Genomic DNA, 23,816 nt, shown 5'->3' on the forward strand with positions numbered 1-23,816 from the left:
AATAAGTTGACTAGTTAAAGATCATCAAATCCCGCAGTAAGAGTCTACTATTTCACAATCCGTCCCTAGACAAAGGAAAAGCGCCTTTGCTATTTTGGAAAAGCACCTAATTCAGTGATTACTATAAATAAATCATAATACGGGTTCCTGTATTTTTCACAATAACTATAAAACCCATGCCTATTGATATACATCATTTTTTTGATATTTTCATGGGTATCAAATTCAATCAATTCCAAAATTAAATTAGTAAATTCAATTGGAGCCGTACCATTTGCAGTAACCAAATTTTCATCTTTTACTGCTTATTTCTCGAGGAAATTGCTATTAGGGTTATACTTGTCATAATCGTTCCAACTATAAACTGAATTACCAGTGTGATTATGATTATTTAGAAAATCGTTTTTCGCCAAAAAGTCTATCGCACCACATATAGCTCCTATGGGAATATTCCTTTGAAATGTAGTTTTGATTTTTTGCTTCAATATCCGTTTGCAGCGCATAATGTCTGGCGATGTATTGCGGATAAAATGTATTCGGTTGTCCCATTGACTGATGAATGCTTTTACTCGTTTCCGTTCCGAGAGCGTTACCATTTACAGGTTGAAATCCTCGTTTCGAAAGTGCTGTGTCTAAGTCTTTTAGCATCAGAATTGAATTGTTAATTAAGTGCCTAACTACTGAGTTACCAATGATTGATTATTATCCATCTATATCCCCCTGTACTTCCATTCTACTTCAGACACCTTCTCTATCACATTCCATGAAAGTAGCTCTTGTTCACTCTCGTATCGATTACCTAATGCTGTAACAGGTTTAATAAACTCTTGAAAACCACCAAAGCTTTGTAGACCTTTCTTTTCTAATAGTTTTGTTAAAGCTTTTAGAAGCCGCTCATCCTGTGGTGTACAGTATTTCACGTTACTTATAACGTGATAGAATTCTCTACATGATAGCCAATACAAATGTTCTATAGAGAAATCAACATGACGGGTATGCCGATAACTTTCATTTAATGCTTCCGTTGGAAATGCAGTGTGATTCGTTAAATAAATAACTACAGTCTGACAACTATTGGTTTCTTTCAAACCAAATTGAGCAAAGCTGCTCTCTTTATGTATATCTTAATTTCTCTAGCAAGTTGATCCCGCTCACGATTAGACCTGTCTTGTAAATCTACTTCCTCATCCTCATAGCTCGATTTATCAGACAAGTACTTTGCTTCGATACAAATAAGGTACTCATTCTGTCGTTCATCTTTAAAGTGAATAACCACGTCTGGCTCACTGTTTTCAAGATTAGGCCAAAAATAAAAACTTGCTTCCGACATCGAATGTGTTAAGTTTAATAGTCTGCCAGATATATTAGATGATTTCGATAGGACATCTCGGATGTAGTTGGGTGAAGATAAGTACTCGAAAGTCCCCATAACTGTAGATGTTAAAACATCTTCTGCATTCTAAGATGATTGTATCTAATGAAAATAATTGATGTGGATATTCCTTGCTACCATTAAATTCTCTGGTCCCTTTCCAATTCATTTGAAAGGTTATTAAGGACTCCATATCTGATCAAACCCATTCTTAATAGAATAATCATAAAGGAGAATAATTTTCTTATTCTTGTAATTGGTCATTAAATTCAAGACATTTTCATCTTCTTTAACAATCAATTCATTATTTCGTTCGATAATATCTTCAAGAAAATCTCTTTTCGGTAGTTTATCACTTTTGGAGCTATTACACGTATTGCATGATAAAACAAGGTTCCATACATGATCAGACTGGACAAAAGACCAAGGAATAAAATGATCTACATGTGTTTGCCTATTTCCATTAGATAATGTTTTTCCACAATAAAAACATTTCTGTTCAAAGTGATCGAGTAAAACCTTTTCAAACGGACGTAACGATGAGCGCCTTGCGATTGTTTCTACCTTTCCAAGCAGATAATTAATGCTTGGTACCTCGTTTAATTGTTCGATCATTGCTGCCATATGGTAGTTTGTTAGATTAACAATTAATCTCTGGTAATTAAGCATAAAACTATGTACTGCAGGATTTAGTTTAAAGTACTCACTTTTATGGTCAAACGCATAGAACTTCCCTCTTGTATCTCCATATAAAGCTCCAAAAACATTCTGTTTCATCGTACTCTTAATTTCAGAAACAGCTTTAATTTGAATTTGATTGTCTATCTTATCAAAACTAAACTCTGCAGGAATCTGGTATGTAGACTGTATGTCTTTAATAATCGTTACAACTCTAGCATTCTTTCCTCTGTTTTGTTTAACCAAATTATGTTGAACAATTAAGTTCCAATAAACTTTCGTAAAAGAATAAGCAAGTTGATCGTAAGTTAATTCAAAGTTGTCATTAATCTGATACAAGTTTTCAACAAGAGCCTTAATGAGTGCATACTTATAGGTAGTTTAATTTTATTTACATATCCGCATCTTTTAGATTACCACTACCTCCGCCATACGCTTAGTACCATTTGTGATATGAGTCAAAAAAATTAGGAGAAAGTTCCCAATGCTTTTTGTACATAAAGGTTTGCTTATAAATCTTTTGCATTCTTTATTCTTACATGAATGGCAGACTCTTGTTTCTTACTTGAATGCAAAATGGAATGTCGAACTACAAACCTGCATAATGAGTTGTGATTGGCAACTTCGGCTTAGCTTTTGTTTTTTTCATAAGCAGAATTAATTTGTTCACGAATAGAGTCATTATTATTCTTGGTGGTAAAATGCATATCATATTGTTCCATCGCTTTTACTAGGTTATATACATAGGTTTCATAACATACCTTTCTCCCTTTAATAAACATATACTGTTCTACCTTCTCCATTGAATTAATATTAGAAATCATAAGGGGATGATCAGGAGATAAAAAAGAAATAAGTTCTTCTTGTTTAAACTCTTCACTTTGCCACACACGCCACGTCGCCGCATCCGAATATATATGTCCGTTATTAATAATCATATCAAGTTCTCGGACATATCGTATTGGATGACCGCTAACATCATATCCATTAAAGAGTCTATTTCCAAAAACTATACATGTATGTATTCTGCGAGCCTTATCCGGAATGCTCAAATTCTTTAGGTACTTCTTTCTGAAAGCTTTATCCATAAACGCAGCTTTGCAATGCTCAAGTTGTTTTGCAGCCTTGTTGATATGTTCAACACTTGCACGCATTTCAAAATTACTTGTTGGATTTAATGGAGATTTACATTCGATAATAATAATATCTTGATCAGATATTACTAAAACATCGATTTCACCGTTCTGACCACAGAAAGAGAATTTTTTGTTAGAGAATACACCATAGTCCTGATTCCTTTCAGAAAAAATCTGTACACACTCTTGAACTAACGTCTCACGATCATCTTGGTTAACAAGTTGGTTTTTTGCTGAATAGGAATACGCTATACAATTTCTGAGTAAATTTGATTTAGATACAAGGGAATTCGAAAAAAGTAATCCACTAGAAGCTTCGATAAAAGGAGTATATTGTAAATCTAGTTTTATATCTTTTTTATAGGTAAAGAGTTGAAGAAGCTCCTCTGCCTTGACTCGATCTCCCATGAAAACTGTTAATATATTAATTAATCCCTCGTATTGAAAATGCGGTACCAGCGACCTGATTATCTTTTTCCTATCTTTTTGCTCAAATAGGATTTGACTGGTTATAAGGTTCATAAGTGAAAAAAACCTCTGGAAAAGCACCACATCAATTAAAGTACAGTTATTTGTTATCTTTTTTTCTAAACTCTCTCCATTATTCATAATCATCTCTCTGGCATTGTGAGCAATAGATAGCATTTCTTCTTTAAATAATTTGCCTTGAAACTCATCCGGATTCTGAAAGGGATTAAATAGAGGTTCGGGAAATTCAAAACGGTATCTTGATAATGCCCCCGTTCCTACTTCCTTTACCAACTGTTCTCCTAGTTTGTCCTTTATATAACCTCCTACTTCGGATAATGAAACATATTTCTCTTCTGAATGTTTTATATTTTCATGAAAAAAAAGTTGCTCTTGCATATCACGCCTAACATAGCCTAATCTAATACTTTTTTCAAACAGCTCCATGTCATCAGAAATTAGAATATTTCTTCCAATTGACTTAACGTTATAGTTAAAATAATCAATACATATTTCCCACTCTTGCAGTTGATTAACTTTGCAAGCCATTAAAATTTTTTTTTCAATTTCATCAGATAAAACATACTGAGCCGAAACAGTATAATTGCTATCGCTTTTAATACCAATAGTTGCGTTATACAAATAAATGATATATGAAATACCATCACTAATTTCTTCATGTCCATATCCTTCTAATTTATGCTTATTAATATACTCATAGGAGCGATTATTTAAATAAAACATTGCATCTGCATAGGCAAGAAGTTCTTTAAACAATGCTTCTTCAACGAGTACATTGCCATTACGTGTTCTTCTTCGATTTCGATGATGTTCTTTAATATATTTGATTAAATCCTCTTCGCATTTTTTATAAAAATCAAACATCCACGATAACATAAGCTTTTTATCTATAAATTGTTTTGTATTATCCGAATAGGATATTAGTGTGTAAACTTCTTTTATTTTTTTCAAGAGAAGTTCAGCGCAGTTGATTTTAAAACCCCATGCTTTGTATCTAAAGACACCTTTTTTCCTTGCCTCAATAACGGCTTCATCTGGATACCAAATTGAATAAGTTAAGATGACACAAAATATGAAATGAACATCAAATTTGCGAAACTCACTTAATTTTTTTAATAGGAAACGCTTATCCCTCTTGGATAGATCCTGCTTTTTCTGTTTTATTGACTTAATAATTTGGTCATTAAACAATTGCTCAAAAGGAAGATCGTTTAAGTAACTAAGTACTTCTTTTATATTCATATTCACAACACCTTTGATATCTTATTGGTAATATTCGCTAGTATATCATACGAATTTTATCCCCTAGTAGTTGTGCTCATTCGTTAAGGAAAGGTTTTTCTCCATCGTTATCTTAATTTGCGCACATTAAATATCAGTATATATACACGACCCTAGTTTAAACGAAACCCTTCAGAAAGTCCTCTAAAACTGAATTCTTTGCTGCGCAGTAATTGTCTACTATGCAACAAACAGTTACATGTATTTGTCACTTATGATCAACATAAGTTTTCCGTTAGTTGAGTACCCTAATAATCCACTTTAATATATTTCACATTCAATTAGTATTTTACCCATTCATTGTGGCTATTTAGTTTCGTCAAAGCCTGCTGCAACTAATAAATCTATCCAATCTATAATTGCGAATTCAACTGCAGAATGTTACGTTTCAAGTTGCTCCGGCGTAAAATTGTCGCAGAACTGTATATTATTTTCGCATTTATTTATCAAGATATTAGTAACTATTCTTTTCTCATCTTCTGGAAAGAAAGAGATATTCAGTATTTTCGAAGTCTTATCGGTCAGATCCACTTCAAATCTGTCCTTTATTTATATCTTCATCATACTACTTATCCTATTTTCTATTGTTCATATTTGAATTCTTTTAAAAACGTCATAATACCTTAGTAATTTGGATGTTTAAACAAATATTCATCTGTTATGTTGTACATTCCAAACTGGATCAAGATACTTTATCATAGCGATTTCAAGTGATTCTACTAATTTTACATCTTCTGATTTACTTCCAACTATTAGAATAGAAACTTGGAGATTACCTGTATTCTCATGTATTTTTCTTCCTGAACCATGAGTTCTTCCGCTATTACTGGATCTTCGATAATCTCTAATGCGTTTTCTAAAACCACCGTTAGAAAATTCGATAGCTTTACCAACATATACAACATTCCCATTTATCACCATTTTGTAAAGACCTATCACTTTATTATAATGTTTTAAAGTGTCGATGCTTAAAGCATCTAATGGTCCTAACCAGATCCATTTTCTATTCCATTGAGTAACTGTAAGCCCCTTATAAGTTATTTCCCCACTAGAATTCGGAGAGACATTTGTGTTAGAGGTTGGAGAGTAATATCTATTTAAAATTTCCCTTTCCTCCTTGACTTTTCTTGCAAAGTTAGGATCACTCATCCGATCAGAATTTTCAGCCTTTGAAACCTTTTTTTCATGCTCTCTTACCCTTCTTTCTGCTTCTTGGTGCATAGACGCTTGTTTTTTCGTAGCTTCCTGTTGTAATGTTCCCATTACTACTGGTGCAACTTCAATCGCAGTTTCTACAAGTTTTCCAACTCTATTCCAAAATCCCATATAACAATCCCCTTAATACAAAATTACTATTCAATGAATCTTAACCAAATTACTATGTTCTATATCTTTTAAAGTGCTTTACATCCTCTGATTATTACTTAATTTAAGAGAGTTTTGTTTAAAATTAATACCTCAATACGTTTATAACATTTTGTAATCCGTATTGCTCTACTTAGCCCTCTCTAAACATCTCCATAGTAATCTTGATTTTCACTCCTCTAGATACAGTTTTTCAAATAAGGCTGTTAGTATTTTTCTAGACTAATATGCAAGTTATATAAAACCTACTAAAACTAGTATCATTATGTAATTATTCGACAAATAACGTTAAAAACCTCCCATAAAGTCATGTGCTATATTTAGCCACAAGACACTTTGGTGCGATCCTTGAATGATTTTAGTCAAATATCTTAGTAAAATGTGAAGGAACCTTACTTTTTTGCTGTACATTCACTTAAAATTATTCCCCCGGTATTTATACTGGTGAAAATGTATTAAGCTATGTACTTTGACTTTATGTCATCAATAGTTCGTTTTCTTTCCATATTTTTTTCTCCTTATATTTTTTATTAACAATATACTAAACTCATGTAATCGTTCTAAGTTCCTCCATTAAATGGAGACCGCTATATATAACACCATAGTACCCATCAACATAGTTCATTTTATTCTAATTCAAGAATGTTTTTTTCCAGTCAAAATAACTTTTCTTTACTTTATTTGTTGGAATGAAAATTCAGGTTTTAATAGAGAAAGATAGCATAGTTAGATTAGATTTTATAGCTACCTAAAGGCGAATGTTAATGTTTAAAGCTAAACATAAGGAAAGTTCACATTGTGAAAATCCTCCAATTAAAAAAGCATCCATAAGTTCTTTCGGACACCTCTCTTAAAAATAATCTCTTATGTTATTTAATTCTTCCTCGAACGTGCCTAATTGTTGAATATTCTTTTTCTGCTGAATAGTATCGTTGTACTGTGCGTCAAAGAATCAGGATATACTTGGAGAGGGCTTGTTGAATTAAAGCTTTGATGGTAATTTATAATAAACTTGAATAGAACAATAAAATTTTCTTTTAGGGAGATCGCTATGGATAGAGAATATAAAACAATTCGAGAAATAAAAGAACGTGGTGAAGCTGCTGTTGGTAAAATGATAAAGGAGCTTGTAACACAGGAAAATGTCGATAAGTGGTACGCTAGCCCAAGAAATAAAGGTTGGCTTGGGAATGCAGTTGAAAAAGACTGGTTCGGGCTAGCTAATAACAGTCGACCAGAGGCTGATTTCAATAACCTAGGTGTAGAACTCAAATGTGCTGGGCTTAAATTTTTCAAAAAAGAAAATTCTTGGGGTGCAAAAGAAAGACTAGTTCTTAACATTTTTGATTTTAATGAAGAATATGAGAGGGATTTTCAGAATTCTTCATTTTTAAAAAAATCAAAGCTTGTAGAACTCATGTTGTATAAATATAATCCAGTTGATTATTTTCAATTCGAAGGAAAGGAATACCCAACCTATCCAGATTTCTTAATGACCCACTCTATTCTTTTTAATTTGAACGACTTATTAGATGATGATTGGGCAATCATTGAAAATGATTGGAACATCATAATGGATATGATTCGTCAGGGGAGGGCTGAGGACATTTCTGAAGGTATGACACAATACCTTGGAGCAGTTACAAAAGGAAGTAAAACTGCAGAGAACCAAACAACACAACCGTTTAGTGATAAGAAAGCACATAGACGAGCTTTTTCTTTAAGACCAACCTACATGAAGGAAATTACGAAGCGAATTGTACAGTTCGAATTAAAGAGTTCAATTACTTATGCTTCTTATCAAAATGACTATCCTGAATTACATAAAAAAATCGATGCTAAGCAAATTGGTACTCAAGAACATGTTATAAAAGATTTATCCGAGTTAAAACACAAAACGTTTGAACAAATCATTCTCGATCAGTTTAAACCGTTCTACAATATGGATAAAGAAATCTTAGCAGCAAAGTTTAGTGTTAGAATCAAAAAAAAGAATGACAAAGCAAGTTCACGGCTAATTGCACAGAAGATGTTTAATCTAAAAGGTGATTTAGAGGAAACGGATGAGTTTAAGAAGGCTGGAATTGCTGTAAAAACAATAACCGTAGAATCTAATCAGACAAAGAAAGCATCCGAAAACAGACTCACAACTGAAGGATTTAAACTTGAATCGGATGTTAGCTTCATTAATGATATTAGTAACCTTGATTGGGAAGATACTCGAGTGTATGACTATCTTTCCACAACAAAATTCTTATTAGTCGTTTACGAGGAAACACCAGAAGGAGAGATTTTAAAGGGTGCAAAATTTTGGTATATGCCAGAAGACGAACTAATGAATACAGTCAAAAAAACCTGGGAAGTAATTAGAGAAACTCTCATTAATGGTGTCGAGTTAACGTTTAAACGTGTTAAGAAAAGTGCCTCCAATAAGAAAGGTTTCAAAATAGAGAACAATCTTCCGAGCCAAGTGAGCGGTCCTCAAATTCTTCACATTAGACCTTCAGCTAACGAGTCGGATTACTTTGAAAGTAAAAATTCAGATCGACTACCTTCTCCTGCAATTTGGAAGAATAGACCTGAGGATATGAAGGGTATTTTGACAGATAATTATATGGTTAAGCAAGCCCTCTGGTTAAATAAAAATTATATGTACCAACAAGTAAAAGAATTTTTCGAATGAGAATACTTGATTTGTACTAATACACTGATTTCAGAAACCAATAAAGAATCCGAAGGGTGTTTTGGAACAAACTAGGCGTTGTAGTGCCAAAATAAATAGAAGAGAAATGTTGTGGTGATGAATACATTAAGTGGTTGTTATCTATATTTGACAACTTAAACTTATGAAACTTGCAAATTTTTTTAAAAGACGTAATACTTATAAATGGTTGATATACCAAATTTCTTATAAAATAAGCTGGACTCGCAACCCAGCTTATTTTTTTTTATATATCACTAGCACTTAATTATAATTATTATTAAATAAATTAATTCACGAGTAGACTACCTCATTAGTATTTTGTTTGTAAATTCTGTCGCTTTACTTGTTTTACTTGTCAGATTTAAATTATGCTTATTTAAAGTGCTATCTAATGTATCCATGTTAACTCCCCCTTTGTTTTATAATAATTTTAATATAAAAATTAAAAAGGTTATGTTATATATAGTACTTTTAGATACCCCGCTAACAAATAATGTCACCGCCCACAAATGTTGAATTCCATAATTTATGAATGGTGGCAAGAGTGTAATATAATCGATGCCCATTATACAATGATTTTATCCCACATTTTTAATTCATTTTATTACTAATGGCTAACTGTGTCGCTAGTTTACTCATTTGCAATATCTTCTCCTGCCTGTCTACATTGCAAAACAAATGGACAGTACTTGCATTTACTTGAATTCGTTACAAATGAAGTTGGCTTCTTGTTGTAATCTCTATTATTTAATCCTATTAGCGCTATTGGTTTTGGTGATGTCCAAATTGTGAGACCCTCTATTCGCTCAGGTTTACATCCCTTTAAGGTAAAACCTCGTGCTTGTTTTAACAACATGCTTTTCTTCGTATCTGTCCACTGTGGAAACATGGAATCTACAAAACTAACAATTTCGTTTTCAGAAGTATCCTGATTTCTATATTTTCTCAGTTTACTATAATAACTATATAGAGATGAGTAAATAAACTGATGATGAAAATCACTTTCAAAATCCGGACGCTTTTGTAGTAAATAACTCAATACAAATCGTCTTTGACATGCATATGCTGTTTTATTTAAAATAAAACTCTTTTCTCTCTCCATTACCTCGATATGCTTAATAGCCGATTTTTCATATTGTTCCCCTACTCCACTACTTGTAAGTGGATTGTAGTTATATGGTTCTAAGTCTAATAGTTGCATGTAGAAGGAAGGATATAAGTTATTTTCATCTTCAAAGTTAGTTGCATAAGAGAGCGTTATCTTTGTGGCTTTTTGCATGATTAAATAAATTAAATATGCAGTAATAGAACCAGTCATCTCTTTACGAAGTTGCAACTGCCTTAGCTTTGTTCTCCTAGTTGAAATAATAGTATTTATCGTTTCTTCCTTCATTGGCCATAATGATAAATGTTGACCTAGCGGAAGCACCAAATTGTCCATAAATGCTAAATGAATATTTCGGTTATTCTCAAAAGCAATACCATCACCGTCCACTAATTGACGAACTCTAGTATTTGTAGATGACTCATCCGTTTGTTCCATAACTAAAGATTCCTCATCATTAGCTTTACTTAAGAAAAAGCTTAAACCTTTAATAATATCTTTCCGGTTTATGCCATCAAAATCTTCGTCTTCTTTTAATTCATTTAACTCACTTAGTAGTTTTTTAGTCAACTTTTTTTCATCTGCATCTTTCATAAAACGAGTTACTTTTTCACCCATATAGTTCTGAAGATTGTCTACATATTGACTAATTGACAATGTTTCACCTTCATAGGATAGGGTATAGAACTCTTTAAGAAGATCAATACCCTTTAGTATCATTTTAAGATTGCTGACTGAAACGTTAAGATAAGCTAATGATTGATTTTCAAAAACATATAAATCCTTATCATCTGTGGGTTCGTAATTTTCTGGTTTTAAACACGCCTCTATCGAATTCTTATTAGCAATAAATTCAGTTAAAGTCTCTTCCCACTGTTCAAAGGTTACACAATTCTTTACTATCGGCTCCAGTTTTATTAGACTTTCGACTAAATGTGTTCCATTTCTATACTTATTATTTTTTTTAGGAATATACAGATACCCTGAATTAAATAGTCTAATAAGCACGTCACTGTTTAACTTTTCCGCATCGTTAAACTCACCAGCGTCAATACTATAATCAGATTGATTAAAACGATGCAAATCCAGTAAAAACTGCCCAATTGGATAATCTTTTAGCTTTGCATCACTAGCACGATCTAAACCAGACACATACTTGTCTGCTTCTTTCGCTCGAGGAGAAAAGATAACCTCTCTACCTTGCTCATCATCTTGCTCCAAGTAATTTTTAAATTGATATATGTGATCGAAAGCATAGTAATGTGATGTTCTTGTATTAATTGTTGTTTGGTCTCCAGCTAACCGGTTCGCAAAATTGTTTGCCAGTGTATTAATTGGAAAAGGGCTATCACTAACTTGTTGAGCATGCCTTAGATCTAAGAAACGTTCTACCGTTTCAAAAATCTGTGGATAATCTTTATCGTAATGAATGACATGCACTATTTCAACATTTGAGAAACGTTCTAAGCCTTTGAAAAAAAGTTCCTGTACAGGAGTAATAAAGTAAAATCCATGAAAGACTAGTACTCTCTTTTTCTTAAATGTATGCTCTAGTTCATACTGCGCTTTTCTAATCGCTTTCTCTTTGTTGATCTTTCGTTGTTGTGTTTTCTCGTCCTGCTCATTCTCAAAAGCACGTCTAATCCCTGCAGACTCTTTCTTATTGAATACTTTTGGTATCAAATTCGATTCCCTACGAGAGTCTTTCTTTTCATATATTTCAGTGAGCGTTTGAACCAATGCATCAAGGAGTAATTCTTCTTTTCCTTTGTAAAAGTCATTAAACCAACGATGAAAGTTGCCAACTGATTTATGTTTTTCAAATCTAGAATACAAATCGAAAAATAATTTTTCTTCTTCTGAAAGTCTTATTTGAGTAAGATCAATTTTTGAAGTGTACGCGGATTCAATTAATGCTCGCATCGTTGCATATACATCTTTTTGATTACGATCAAACGCTTTAAAAATTTCCCTATTTACATGTTTTTGTTTTCCAAATTCATCGTATATTTTTGTTAATTCTATCATCTGTTTTAACATCGTCTTACTTCTAAACCAACCATATCCAATATTTTTCACTAATTGGCCGAACGAAATAATTGGTGCATCGATCCATCGCCGTTGCGCGTTATTTTCTACTAATGCTCGACGCAAAGAATTGGTAGCGGTAATATGGATGGCATCATTGTATTGCTTCATAAAAATAGAATCTGGAGCATACAGTTGTTCTATATTTGAATAGGTTAGAACTCTTTGCCTCATTTACCTTTCACCTCAATCTTTAACAAATCTGCCCAACAACTTGGTTGATCGCCTGAATTGCGATTATTACCTTTTGTCCCATATATAAATAATCTCTCTTCAGCACGAGTCATCGCAACATACAGAATCCGCGTTTCCTCGCGTAACGTCTCATTCTTTTCTTTTGCGTCTACTTTTTCATAATTTTTCGTAAAATGATTAAACTGATATTCTCTGTTGTACCTAACAAACAGCCAATCAATGTACGGCCTATTGTTATTGAAATGTACAATAATGTTTTTAAATGGTCTATAAATCTCTTTTTTTATATAATAGTCAAATTGGCTATAATCAAAAGGTTGATCCGTTGACGAAGGAAGGTTTACTTCCTTGCCTAGAAAATTATTACTCGTGTACGGTATTAATACAGTATTAAATTCAAGACCTTTTGATTTATGCACTGTCATTACTTTGATCATTTTCTTCGATACATCTGCAGTTGTTAGATTTACTTCATCTTCATCTCGATTTGTTGCTACTTGGATTTTTATCCAGTTGTATAGAGTTAATAAATCTACATAATCATCTCCAACAGATGCATACATTTGCATCAAAATTTTATATAAATTCAATTGATACTTTTTTAGAGAGAAATGATCTACTGATACATTTTTCATTATAGCTAAATTAGACAGATAAGGAACTTGCATTAGGAATTCATTAACTACTGGTAAAATTGGGTTGTACTTCATCTTCTCTATCGCTTGATGCCAAGCAACTGGTAAATGAATTGGAAGTTTAGCAACGTTTAATTTGTACGTTACTTTATCGATTAAGTTAATCTGTTCTTCATTTTTACAATATGGTGTTTCGCTTAAAGCAAATAAAGTAACTTTATTTTTTGGTTTCAACCACGACTCAAGCAAAATCAACAAATCTTTAGCTGCTTTTGATTCATACAACGTCCCTTCTAATTGGACATCATAAATAAAGTCTTCATCATTTTTTGTTTCATTTATTCCTTGCAATAGTTCTCCAATCTCTTTTGCATCAGCATTTCGTCGAACTAGAATTGCCATTACATTAGGTTCTTCAGATTTACGGGTAGAATAATTTGGCATTTCCTTAAATCTTTGATGAATTTCTTCACCTTCTATTTCCTTTTTATACACCTGATAGTATTGTTTAAAGGGTGATTGTCTTTTTACTTTTGCAAGCATAGATTCTTCATTTTTTGGTAGCCAATCATACGTACGCCACACATTAAATTTTTCTTCCATTTGATAAAGTAATGAAGACCCAGTTCGATAATTATGTGCTAAGCTTGTCCATTCAACTGTTCTCTTACCCTCTTCTAACTTGGTCTTTAACAAATCAAAAGCAGTGGCTGTCGCCCCGCGGAAACGATATATACTTTGCTTTATGTCGCCAACTACTAATAAGGGGATTTGAGATTGTAGTGCAATTTCTGAAATAAAGTCAATTTGCGCATTGTCTGTATCCTGGAATTCATCGATAAATAGATATTTATAATAACTATTTAATTGATTCAGAGGTGCTTTTTTTTCAATTAATTTTTTTAACAGGCGAGTCAAATCGGATAGCGTAATTTTATTTGTTTCAAGCTTCACTTTATAAATTTCTTCTTCTGTTTTTTGCAATGTTTGGATGATAATTTGATACAGTTTATCTTCTTCTTGATTTGAAATTTTGATTTCCCTAGGTTCAATACCTTTTTGCTCAATCTTTTCCCAGACGCTTTCAATGAGACCCATTAGATCATACTGTCGCATATTTTGAAAGGAATCCAGATTCGAATCCAATTTTTTAACAAGGACATCTAGTTCATTCTCAATAATTTCTCTTTTTTCCATTGTGAGGTAAGAAATATCAATTTTGCTTCCTAACCCCATATGATGAGCAAAGTTTTGTAGGATATGCTTGGCAAAAGCAGGAATAGTATCTATTTGCATACCCTGTAACTCCTCTAGGTAATGGCGATACTTCTCATCATTTGTTTCCTTGAATAACTGAATAAATCTATTCGCTAGCGCCTTACGCATATTGTCAGCTGCCTCTTTAGTAAAGGTGATCATAGCAATTTCTTTTAAGCTTTGCACATAGCCTTTATTTAATAAAAACAACGTTCTCGAAATAAGCGTATGGGTTTTACCGCTACCAGCTCCTGCAGATACAATTAAATCATTTTTAGGAGAGAAATGTTCCACCTCATATTGAAAAATATTACAATTAGCATTTCTTCCTAGGCGTTTTAACTTCTCAAGTGAAGCCCCATCTATCTTTCCATCAATAACCCTTGGTAGTTTTTGAAGATTATCAGGTAATTGTTTATTAGGAACATCTAATAAATGAAGATTAATACCACAACATTCTGCTTTCTGTTTGAATTCTTTTGTTAGACTAGTAACGTTACCTTTTCCCATGATTAGCAATGAATGCTTTACTTTATTAAAAATACCCTGACAAGAATTGTTGTCATCTGCTTGTTTTTTCGGGCTACGCTTATAATCAAACAAGTCAACATCAGCGTTCAATGCTTCTTTCTCCATTTTCTCTATAACTGCTTTATTTTGACTTGATTTAAGGTCTTTCTCCATGATGGTATAAAGCATTTCCGCGTCTTTTTCCCCGTACAATAATATCTCATCGTTACTCTTCGTTCTGAACTTCTTACGTTGAGATTTGTTCTCCTCTAGTGCTAATAGATAGATAGGATAAGAGCTATTCAGATTATTGTGCAAATACTGTAATCGCCTATTTTTCAGTTCTATATCCATACCTGCATATAATTGTACGCCTAATACATTATGATCCAAGCTTAACAAAATATCTGTTTGTGCATATAAATCATAAATATACTTAACTTCAACAGTCGTAAATAAATCCGCTTTCAATAAAACAAAATAAAAATATATATCTGTAACTAAAGAACGATATGCTAAGTTTGCCAAGAATTCTTCATGAGGTAAATCCATAAAATGAGCATTCTTACTTAGATAAGATTGCGTAAATTCATCGACTGACGGTAACCTTTTTTCTTTCTCAATCAAGTCATACAATTCTTTATTTGCTAAAGAACGCCTTTCTTCAATTCCAACTTGTTTCTTTCGTGTTACATACTTTGGTGAAGTATATGTTTCAAACAATAATTTCTCGATATTTCTGATTCCTGACCTAGCCTGTTCAACTCCCTTTTCAGGATTATTACTTATATAACTAAAAATTCTTTCCATATTAATTATCTTATCTCTCATACCAATACCACCTAGATTATAGTAATTAATTATAATGAGTAATAAATTTGTCGAAATATGTGCTTAATTAAAATTATAGAATAATTGATTGTAAATTGATACCCCATTGCTATTTCTAATACATGTTATATATAAAAGAATTCATTATCAGATAATGCCTGTGACCACCAGAAATGTCAAATTGGACTTTGCGGGTGGTCTCAGGCACAGAACCTTAATTATTCACCATAAACAGAGTAATATTTTCATTCATACCTCGCTTTCTATTAATTTTGAGTAATGAATAAATATATTACTTCTTCACGTATACAATGTCCTTACTCTCACTAAGGTCTTTATCGATTGAATACTGAATATGCAAATTAGATAACTTCTTTTTAAATTTTATGTATTCGCAATTCTCCTTTAGATTGATCGTTTTGTGTCGAAAAAGTAATGCTGTTAGCTTGTAGTAGTTATATACTCCCAACTTGATAATTGTTTATAAAAAAGGAAGTATATAATTGGATAATAAAGAAGCGATTATGGTAGTTTTGGGAAAACGTTTGCGAATTGTAAGAAATGCAAAACGCATTTCTCAAGAGAAGCTAGCAGAATATGCGCAAACGGATAAGAATTACATAAGTGAAGTGGAGCGTGGATTAAAACAACCAACCATTGAAAAGCTATATACAATTACACAAGCACTTGATATTAATATTGAAGACCTATTTAAAGGGATTGAAGAAGAAATACAATCAGATTTCAATATTTAGTAATCTCATTCAGCAGAATAAATATAGTTTTTTTGTCTACAGTACTTCATTGATATTCCAGTAACTTTATCCTTCTTCCTTTATAAAGGAGCATCACTACTTATGAAAGAAATATTCAACGACTATGCAATCACTGAACACACAATGATACTATCACCAGCAGCTCATGTAGATTATCAAACAATTGTTTTGGAGCATAATAGAAAACTCTTTGTAAAAAAAACACCAATACAACTTATAAAAAAAGCTTGTCTCGAGGGAGGTTCCAGTTATGACGGGAGGAGGTCAGCGATGATCTACCTTACCTCTTGCAGACGAAAGGTGCCTATCCCTATTGATCCAAATAAAGATATTTTCGCATTTCCAACCCACTCACCATCCCAATACTCCTGTGAATGGATCTTCTATAACCACATACGATTAATTAGATCGTCGATTAACTCAATGTCAAATAACCCAGTTTGTATGATTACTTTTAAAAATGGACAACAACTTACTACAGAGTCTTCCTATTATACTATTGAGAAACAAATGTATAGAACTGCTATGTGCATGTTAAGACTATCAATCCATTCTTATAACGTATATGCTTAGATTAATCTTCCTTTTTCTCTCTTAAAGGTTCTCCTTTAATGCTTAGACGTTTATCTGAGAAGTTATCTTTCAGATATTGAAGAAATACATGATTAACTTTATGGAGATTGTACTCATTAAGTAGTGAAGTAATGAATTATATGATATCAGCCTGCTTATTCAATTTAATGAGACTTAGGAGTGAAAACAGATACTTCTTCCTTGGATAGATAATTTTTTTATCAAAGCAATCCTTCGCTTTCAACTCATTTCCCACTCTTTTCACACCAGTAAATTAGAAAATCACTTTATCTTATGGCTAATATCTTTTTTTCTTGTTAAAATATAATCTTAAGTTGAACTTAGAATAGATATTTTAAATATTTTCAAACAAAGATCTTGATCTTTTTCTCAAAATAAGTTATACTGATATAAAGAAAGGCGAAAGGATGTTCGCAAAATGGAAGAAAATAGCACTATTCGTGTAATTGAATTATTCGCCGGTGTTGGCGGTTTTCGGGTAGGATTAGAAAAAGCAAATAAAGAACTTTTTGAAGTTGCATGGGCCAATCAATGGGAACCTTCTCGAAAAGCTCAAGACGCTTTTGATTGCTACGCAAGGAATTTTACAGAAGGCATGCATGTGAATGAAGATATTGGTGAAATCCCTGACGAAGTATTTCAAGATATAGAACCTTCCCTTGTAGTGGGCGGATTCCCTTGTCAGGACTATTCTGTAGCCCGTTCACTTTCAGGTGAAAAAGGGATTCAAGGAAAAAAAGGTGTTTTATTCTGGCAGATTGAAAGAGTAATAGAAAAAACTCACCCTAAATACGTCCTCCTTGAAAATGTTGATAGATTACTTAAATCACCTTCATCTCAAAGAGGAAGAGATTTTGCTGTCATGCTAGCGACATTTAGAAATTTAAACTACACGGTAGAATGGCGAGTTATAAATGCAGCTGAGTATGGATTTGCTCAAAGAAGAAGAAGAGTCTTCATTTTTGCATATAAAAATGGTATTACCTTTGATCAAGAGCAACAACAAATAGATGCAAAAGATATAGTTTTCAAAGAAGGTTTCTTTGCAAAACCACTTCCAGTGCAAGAAGAACCTTATAAAAATAGAGAAGACTATGAAACTATCCCAATTGATCGGGTTGAAATTTCAGACAACTTCTCCTTTAATTTTCACAATGCCGGTGTCATGCGCAATGGAAAAATATATACGGCTCATGTACAACCAGTAGACATGAACCCTACTCCACTAAGTGATATCTTGCTTGATGAGGAACTAATTGATGACAAATTCTACTTATCAGAGCAGATGGAAGAAAAATTCAAATACTTAAGAGGACCAAAGAAAATTGAACGCACTTCCCAAGATGGTCACAAATATTATTTCTCAGAGGGTGGTATGTCTCCTACTGATGACTTGGACAAGCCCGGCAGAACGATGCTCACAAGTGAAGGTTCAATTAACCGAAGCACTCATATTATTGAAGTGAATGGCAGAAAAAGGTTTCTTACTCCTATTGAATGTGAAAGATTAAATGGATTTGATGATAACTGGACGGCAGGAATGACTGATCGTATGAGATATTTCTGTATGGGAAATGCACTCGTTGTTAATTTAATTGAAATCATGGGAAATAGAATTATAGAGATAAACACAATCAAAACGAATAATGAAGAAGAGATTCAATTAGGACTATCTTTATAAGCTGATACTTAGGTATCAGCTTTTTTATTTATGGTAAAATATAACTAAACTATCTTTTTGAAAGGAGCTAGTTATGATTTATAAAACTGAACAAGAACTGTTAGATAAAGCCAAACAAGCTGAAGGAAGAACATTTGAAGAAATTGATAAAAGTGGCAGAATCGAAAATGGTAAGGCAAAAGGACAGCTCGGTCAAATAATCGAAGAAAGCTTCTTTGGATATGAAATTAACTCAAAAAGTGAAGCTGACTTTACCAATTTAGGAATTGAATTAAAGGTAACACCTATTAAAAAAAATAAAAATGGAACTCTATCTTCTAAGGAAAGACTAGTTTTAAACATCATTAACTATCACAAGGAAGTTCTTGAAAGCTTTGAAACATCAAGCTTTTGGCGCAAAAATAAAACAACGTTAATTCTCTTTTATGAATGGATTCCTGAATTGGTTAGAGGAGATTATAAAGTAATTAAATCCTACCTACATAAGTATCCTGAAGAAGATTTGGAAATTATCAGGCAAGATTGGGAGGTTATTGTTAGAAAGATAAAATCTGGTTTAGCTCATGAAATTTCAGAAGCTGATACCAATTATTTAGCTGCCTGCACAAAGGGAGCAAATAGAAACTCACTAAGAACACAGCCTTACAGTGATCAAATGGCAATGCAAAGAGCTTATTCCCTTAAACAAAGTTATATGACTGCAATCGTTCGTAAAGAAATAAAACAAGAAGATTTAATCCGGTTTACTTCATCTAAAGAACTAAAGAAAAAATCATTATTTCAATTATTACTAGATAAGTTTGACCCCTATAAAGGATTCACGCTTGAACAAATAGCTTCAAGAACCGGATTGGAGGTCAATACTAAATCCAAACATTTCCTTCAAGAGTTGGTAAGTGGATTATTAGGTATAAGGGGAACTAAATTAGATCAAATTGAGGAATTTGCAAAAGCAAACATAGAAATCAAGACAGTTCGTCTCGAACCAGACAGCTTTCCCAAAGAGCATATGTCCTTTAAAAATATAGACTTTACCGAGTGGTTAAAAGAAGAGTGGAATGAAAGTTGGCTTAAAAACCACTTTGAAGAAACAAAGTTCTTGTTTGTAGTATTTCATTACAAAGAAAGCAAAAATGAAAACCCTGACAGACAACTTTATTTTAGTGGCATAACACTATGGAACATGCCTATGTATCAAATAGAAGGGAAATTAAAAGAATTTTGGTTCCATGTTCAAAATCTGATAAACAATGGAATTGAGTTAGAATCTATTCCACAAAAGAATCGAACGATTGTAAAAAATAACCTCCCTAAACCCGGTTCCAATGGACTATGCCATATCAGACCCAAAGCAAGAGATGGAAAAGATAAAATTATGTTACCAGATGGACGCTACATTACCAAGCAAGCTTTTTGGTTAGATAGAACCTATATAGCGGAAATTATTCATAAAAATTTGTAGAAATAATTATATATATATTTATAAAAAAACCTTAGGAAAAACAAATCCTAAGGTTCAACTATTTATGTCATATCTATTTTAATTCTATGTTTTAATTTACCATTTTCTCGTTGTCCTCTTCATCTGGTTCAACTTCATCTGTTGTAGTTGATGTTTCCTGATTAGACTGGTCGGAATCTTCTTCTACTTTAGAGACTGTGACGTCACTCATAGACTGATTGAAGTAATCTTCTGGGTTGACAGGTTCTCCGTTTTTTCTTAATTGAAAGTGAACATGTGTACCACTAACTTGACCAAATAAGTTACGACCTGCTGATGCAATCGCATCTCCTTGCTTCACTTCCGCACCACTTTCTACTAGTACGTTTTCTAAACTAGCATAATAAGTGGAAATATCATTACCGTGATCAATTTTGATTAGGTTCCCAAGTAATGGATCCTCTTTTACTTCTGTCACTGTTCCACTTAGCGATGCAGTAACATCAAAATTTTCACCATCAGCTGATGCAAAGTCTACTCCATCACTTTGGTAGTATTTATTGTCATATAGAACAAGTGCCTTTTCTTGATCTTCACTACCAGCTTCATAATCGTAAAACTTTGTTACAATTTCTGTTTGGTTTTCCTCTGCAACAGGCATTTTCACTATTTCTTGTTGACTAACAACAGGGTCAGAATCCTTATCAAACTCTGATGGGTTACCAAAAGATTCATCATTTTCCAACTGTGATTGAGGCTCTTCATTCGCCTCCGGAATTTGATTATCTAGATTTTGGTACCATAGTACTGCTGATAACAACAACGCTGCCAGTGTTAAATATAATGCTGGAAAAAACCACTTTCTATTAACTATTTTTTTCTCATTTTTTTTGCTTTCTTCTTCTTTCATCGTCATCACCTCTTGCTATCATAATGGACAGAATACAAGAGATTTATACATGAATGAAAAATTTATTTTTCCACAGTTCTGTAATATTATGCATTTTCTTTTATAATACCCTAACACGGAAAATATTACCATTTGGGTAGAAGTAACAGCTTTCAATCTCTCCACCCCATTTGTCTTCTCTTTAATTAATCCTGTGAGAAAGAAATTGGCTTATTAAGTAACCATGGGCGGCATGAATTTGCACACCGGTAAAACTCGCTTTTTTCAAAGTTCGCCGTATTTGTGAAAACATTGAATTATCTCTTTAATTTCTACAGAAAAGAGTGCACGATATTGAATAAAAACTTTGCAGATTCGCACAAATGGAATTTCTGATGGGACCACCACTTCATCAACAACACCTTTGAACACTACTTGATTACCATGATGATTAATTTACAGCCAAAACTGAGTATTATTTTTTATCCCAGCTTCGTCCCACTGTTAATATAAACCTATATGATTGTCGTTCTCTAAAACTACGTTTCTCGGTTCTTCTAAGCCTCTGCCATCAACCAGCACTTTTCCTGGAATAATTAATCCTACACCACCACTATTGACCATATAGAGTTGGATAAAATTATTTGTTAGTAAATACTTGTTGGTATCCATGCCCTGACTGATTGATGATTTTAGGATTCTATTTTTAATAGTAACGTTCTAATTTTTTAATGCATAAGATTCAGATAACTAACTGTTGTCTAAGGCCTTGCTTGGGTCATCTTTCAAAATTATCTTGTAGTGAACTGTATCAGCAGGTGAATGTGGTGATTTAAATCCAGTACACTTTCACCATCCATGCTTTGTCTAATTCAACAATTTACGAGTGGATGGGCACTCACAACTAATTAACAAAATTGACAGTTAATGAATTTTTTGTAAAATAGACAGGTTAGATAATTTTTAAAAAGCGCGGTCTTATAATGTCAATTTCACGGTTTAGTGGATTATCAGCAGTAGTAAATTATATTAAAAATCATCAACTTAGTGATGCAGTGGTAAAAAGCGGTGAGTTAGATGAAATTAAACATTTTCTTGCAGAATTACTAGAACTAGCAATGAAACTAGATAATCTAAATATAGAACTAGATCTTAAAGCTAAAGTTGATGTCTCAGAATGGGTCCAATACGATAAAGATTTAGAAACATTAGTTAAACAGATAAACGTTAAGTTGAAAAACAACCATAATTTCGCAACGTCTGCAATTTGCTAAAAAAAGTTTTTCTCAACAAATTGCTGATTGTCTTAAGAATCAACAGTATACACAAGCAAGCGGCCTAAGATACCAACAAATCAAATTAAGAGATGAAATTGTTTTAACTTGGGTAGATTATTATTTAACAGGATCCACCAAACTTGGTATTCTAGATCAAAAAATCGGACCGAATCCCACGGATACGGTTAAACGTTATCTTGAGGGGTTAAAGCAGGAAATACAATATAACGAGTAAAAATAGAGGACCCGACCTATGTGGTCCTTTTTTGTTTATAAAATATTTATTTATCTAAAAAACAGCCCGATTACTCAGGCTGTTCGAAATCCACTAATGTATATTTCTCAAAATGATTCTCTTCGACATAATCATTTACAAATTCAATTTGTATAGTGGCTTTAATTTTACTCGGGACCTTGAATTGAAGATTGTTATTCTTTTTAAGGTCTTTAAACATTTTTGTAGACATTCTTCCCCCTATTTCCCCTATAGAAGTGGTGGTAATTCTAAATCTGTTATTAGTGGTATTTATTGAAGTTAATACTCCTTCAACTTCCACTTCCTTAGAATACTTTTCACTCTTGTCTTTTAGGATCTTTTCTAAAATTTCCAGTTTTCCGTAGGAATCTTTATCGAATTTAACTTCCCTTAATGCCATTTTAGTTTTTGTTTGAGCTTCAAAAGCTAATGAAAAGTCATTTTCTACAATATCTTTCAATAATTTTTTTACACTTTTTATTGTTTCAACAGAATATTCTTCATCAATGTCTACCTGTTCTTCAATTTCCACTGGACTTTTATGCTGAATATCATCTATTAATTCAAAAAGGTTGTTCAAAGATTTTTCAGGTAATTCAAATAAATCTTCTTCTAAACTATCTGTCATTAAATAAACACCAAATGAAGATGGTTGAAAAGAGTCAACTCTCAAATTAATTTCATGGTCAGGTCGCTGTCCAAGCAATTTTGAACCAATATCATAAGCCATATCATTGATAGATTTTTTCAGGTTCCCTAAAACATCTAGTAGTAGATTTAAACTTATATCATGGCTGTTACTAGTATCTCTTAATACCATTTTAAACCTTGAACTATCAATGAGATCTTCTTCCACAGGTATAAATTTCTGTTTCGTAACATAATCATATTCCACAAAGAAATCTTCTTCTGGAAAGCTTTCTTCATCAAAGTTATATTCTTCAACTAGCTCAAATTCAGCTTTTTTACTTGTTGGGATAGAACTTAAAAAAAGATGAAATAAACGTTTTTTGCTATATAAATGATTTAACAACGATAAAACTGATAATCTTTGATCAATTAGGCCTTTTAATTCTTTACCTGTTATTCTTGCAAAGAGCCACTTATCAAGATTAACATCAATATCTTCTATATAATAATTTAAAAACAGCTCATTAGAGGGAGATTGGGAAATGAAGAATAAAGGAAAATCATAATATTCGAATATATGAAAAGCCTTATATTGCTTCAAGTCCGAATGTTTTATTTTTTTCACC

Annotated in this window: 17 protein-coding genes and 1 pseudogene; 6 read left to right on the plus strand and 12 right to left on the minus strand. The window is 32.6% G+C overall.

The window, feature by feature from the left end; translation table 11 throughout:
* Positions 1 to 89: 89 nt before the first annotated feature.
* The 6 genes and pseudogenes from QQS35_RS18660 to QQS35_RS18685 all read right to left on the minus strand — a co-directional run bounded on the left by QQS35_RS18660 (position 90) and on the right by QQS35_RS18685 (position 6,282).
* Positions 90 to 503: pseudogene (locus QQS35_RS18660) on the minus strand (DJ-1/PfpI family protein).
* Positions 504 to 710: 207 nt separating this feature from the next.
* A complete protein-coding gene (locus QQS35_RS18665) occupies positions 711 to 1,088 on the minus strand; it encodes a hypothetical protein (protein WP_285933730.1) in 378 nt (125 codons plus the stop codon).
* A complete protein-coding gene (locus QQS35_RS18670) occupies positions 1,085 to 1,429 on the minus strand; it encodes a hypothetical protein (RefSeq protein WP_285933731.1) in 345 nt (114 codons plus the stop codon). The genes QQS35_RS18665 and QQS35_RS18670 overlap by 4 nt, the downstream gene beginning before the upstream one ends.
* 123 nt (positions 1,430 to 1,552) lie before the next feature.
* Positions 1,553 to 2,389: an HNH endonuclease gene (locus QQS35_RS18675; protein ID WP_285933732.1), complete on the minus strand. Its 837-nt coding sequence runs from the start codon at positions 2,387 to 2,389 to the stop codon at positions 1,553 to 1,555.
* A gap of 290 nt (positions 2,390 to 2,679) precedes the next feature.
* On the minus strand, positions 2,680 to 4,917 hold the full coding sequence (locus tag QQS35_RS18680; protein WP_285933733.1) for a nuclease-related domain-containing protein: 2,238 nt from the start codon (positions 4,915 to 4,917) through the stop codon (positions 2,680 to 2,682).
* A 690-nt stretch (positions 4,918 to 5,607) separates the two neighbouring features.
* Complete coding sequence (locus QQS35_RS18685) at positions 5,608 to 6,282, minus strand: GIY-YIG nuclease family protein (RefSeq protein ID WP_285933734.1); 675 nt, start codon at positions 6,280 to 6,282, stop codon at positions 5,608 to 5,610.
* 1,090 nt (positions 6,283 to 7,372) lie between these two features.
* Here QQS35_RS18685 and QQS35_RS18690 point away from each other — a divergent pair.
* The gene (locus tag QQS35_RS18690) at positions 7,373 to 9,004 is read left to right on the plus strand and encodes a MutH/Sau3AI family endonuclease (RefSeq protein ID WP_285933735.1); all 1,632 of its coding nucleotides are present in this window, start codon (positions 7,373 to 7,375) and stop codon (positions 9,002 to 9,004) included.
* A gap of 652 nt (positions 9,005 to 9,656) precedes the next feature.
* Here QQS35_RS18690 and QQS35_RS18695 read toward each other — a convergent pair.
* A complete protein-coding gene (locus QQS35_RS18695; protein ID WP_285933736.1) occupies positions 9,657 to 12,392 on the minus strand; it encodes a hypothetical protein in 2,736 nt (911 codons plus the stop codon).
* Positions 12,389 to 15,646 (minus strand): UvrD-helicase domain-containing protein, encoded by a 3,258-nt coding sequence (locus tag QQS35_RS18700; RefSeq protein WP_285933737.1) that lies wholly within the window; start codon positions 15,644 to 15,646, stop codon positions 12,389 to 12,391. The genes QQS35_RS18695 and QQS35_RS18700 overlap by 4 nt, the downstream gene beginning before the upstream one ends.
* Positions 15,647 to 16,149: 503 nt before the next feature.
* Here QQS35_RS18700 and QQS35_RS18705 point away from each other — a divergent pair.
* From QQS35_RS18705 to QQS35_RS18720, 4 genes are all read left to right on the plus strand, one after another.
* Positions 16,150 to 16,401, plus strand: a complete 252-nt coding sequence (locus QQS35_RS18705) for a helix-turn-helix domain-containing protein (protein WP_285933738.1) — start codon at positions 16,150 to 16,152, stop codon at positions 16,399 to 16,401.
* A gap of 102 nt (positions 16,402 to 16,503) precedes the next feature.
* Positions 16,504 to 16,995 (plus strand): competence protein ComK, encoded by a 492-nt coding sequence (locus QQS35_RS18710; protein WP_285933739.1) that lies wholly within the window; start codon positions 16,504 to 16,506, stop codon positions 16,993 to 16,995.
* 439 nt (positions 16,996 to 17,434) lie between these two features.
* Positions 17,435 to 18,697 (plus strand): DNA (cytosine-5-)-methyltransferase, encoded by a 1,263-nt coding sequence (dcm, locus tag QQS35_RS18715; RefSeq protein WP_285933740.1) that lies wholly within the window; start codon positions 17,435 to 17,437, stop codon positions 18,695 to 18,697.
* A gap of 73 nt (positions 18,698 to 18,770) precedes the next feature.
* Entirely contained in the window at positions 18,771 to 20,159 is a 1,389-nt protein-coding gene (locus QQS35_RS18720; protein WP_285933741.1) for a Sau3AI family type II restriction endonuclease, read from the plus strand.
* 91 nt (positions 20,160 to 20,250) lie between these two features.
* Here the strand turns inward: QQS35_RS18720 and QQS35_RS18725 are convergent, their stop codons facing one another.
* The 3 genes from QQS35_RS18725 to QQS35_RS18730 form a co-directional block, all read right to left on the minus strand.
* A complete protein-coding gene (locus tag QQS35_RS18725; RefSeq protein ID WP_285933742.1) occupies positions 20,251 to 21,048 on the minus strand; it encodes a M23 family metallopeptidase in 798 nt (265 codons plus the stop codon).
* 181 nt (positions 21,049 to 21,229) lie between these two features.
* A complete protein-coding gene (locus QQS35_RS22975; protein ID WP_407933988.1) occupies positions 21,230 to 21,340 on the minus strand; it encodes an oxidoreductase in 111 nt (36 codons plus the stop codon).
* A 191-nt stretch (positions 21,341 to 21,531) separates the two neighbouring features.
* Positions 21,532 to 21,699, minus strand: a complete 168-nt coding sequence (locus tag QQS35_RS18730; protein ID WP_285933744.1) for a hypothetical protein — start codon at positions 21,697 to 21,699, stop codon at positions 21,532 to 21,534.
* 311 nt (positions 21,700 to 22,010) lie between these two features.
* Between QQS35_RS18730 and QQS35_RS18735 the strand changes: the two genes are divergently transcribed.
* On the plus strand, positions 22,011 to 22,301 hold the full coding sequence (locus QQS35_RS18735) for a hypothetical protein (protein ID WP_285933745.1): 291 nt from the start codon (positions 22,011 to 22,013) through the stop codon (positions 22,299 to 22,301).
* 308 nt (positions 22,302 to 22,609) lie between these two features.
* On the opposite strand, the gene QQS35_RS18740 is transcribed toward QQS35_RS18735, so the two are convergent.
* Positions 22,610 to 23,815 (minus strand): hypothetical protein, encoded by a 1,206-nt coding sequence (locus QQS35_RS18740; RefSeq protein ID WP_285933746.1) that lies wholly within the window; start codon positions 23,813 to 23,815, stop codon positions 22,610 to 22,612.
* Position 23,816: the final 1 nt, after the last annotated feature.

Origin of the sequence: Aquibacillus rhizosphaerae (assembly GCF_030282825.1) — a bacterium.
GTDB lineage: Bacteria > Bacillota > Bacilli > Bacillales > Amphibacillaceae > Aquibacillus_C > Aquibacillus_C rhizosphaerae.

Bases quoted from the DNA above. Each gene is read 5' to 3' on its own strand.
- QQS35_RS18670 (WP_285933731.1), bottom strand. From the start codon at position 1,429: ATGGGGACTTTCGAGTACTTATCTTCACCCAACTACATCCGAGATGTC.
- QQS35_RS18680 (WP_285933733.1), bottom strand. From the start codon at position 4,917: ATGAATATAAAAGAAGTACTTAGTTACTTAAACGATCTTCCTTTTGAG.
- QQS35_RS18685 (WP_285933734.1), bottom strand. From the start codon at position 6,282: ATGGGATTTTGGAATAGAGTTGGAAAACTTGTAGAAACTGCGATTGAA.
- QQS35_RS18690 (WP_285933735.1), top strand. From the start codon at position 7,373: ATGGATAGAGAATATAAAACAATTCGAGAAATAAAAGAACGTGGTGAA.
- QQS35_RS18695 (WP_285933736.1), bottom strand. From the start codon at position 12,392: ATGAGGCAAAGAGTTCTAACCTATTCAAATATAGAACAACTGTATGCT.
- QQS35_RS18700 (WP_285933737.1), bottom strand. From the start codon at position 15,646: ATGAGAGATAAGATAATTAATATGGAAAGAATTTTTAGTTATATAAGT.
- QQS35_RS18710 (WP_285933739.1), top strand. From the start codon at position 16,504: ATGAAAGAAATATTCAACGACTATGCAATCACTGAACACACAATGATA.
- dcm (WP_285933740.1), top strand. From the start codon at position 17,435: ATGGAAGAAAATAGCACTATTCGTGTAATTGAATTATTCGCCGGTGTT.
- QQS35_RS18720 (WP_285933741.1), top strand. From the start codon at position 18,771: ATGATTTATAAAACTGAACAAGAACTGTTAGATAAAGCCAAACAAGCT.
- QQS35_RS18725 (WP_285933742.1), bottom strand. From the start codon at position 21,048: ATGAAAGAAGAAGAAAGCAAAAAAAATGAGAAAAAAATAGTTAATAGA.
- QQS35_RS22975 (WP_407933988.1), bottom strand. From the start codon at position 21,340: ATGTTTTCACAAATACGGCGAACTTTGAAAAAAGCGAGTTTTACCGGT.
- QQS35_RS18730 (WP_285933744.1), bottom strand. From the start codon at position 21,699: ATGGATACCAACAAGTATTTACTAACAAATAATTTTATCCAACTCTAT.
- QQS35_RS18735 (WP_285933745.1), top strand. From the start codon at position 22,011: ATGTCAATTTCACGGTTTAGTGGATTATCAGCAGTAGTAAATTATATT.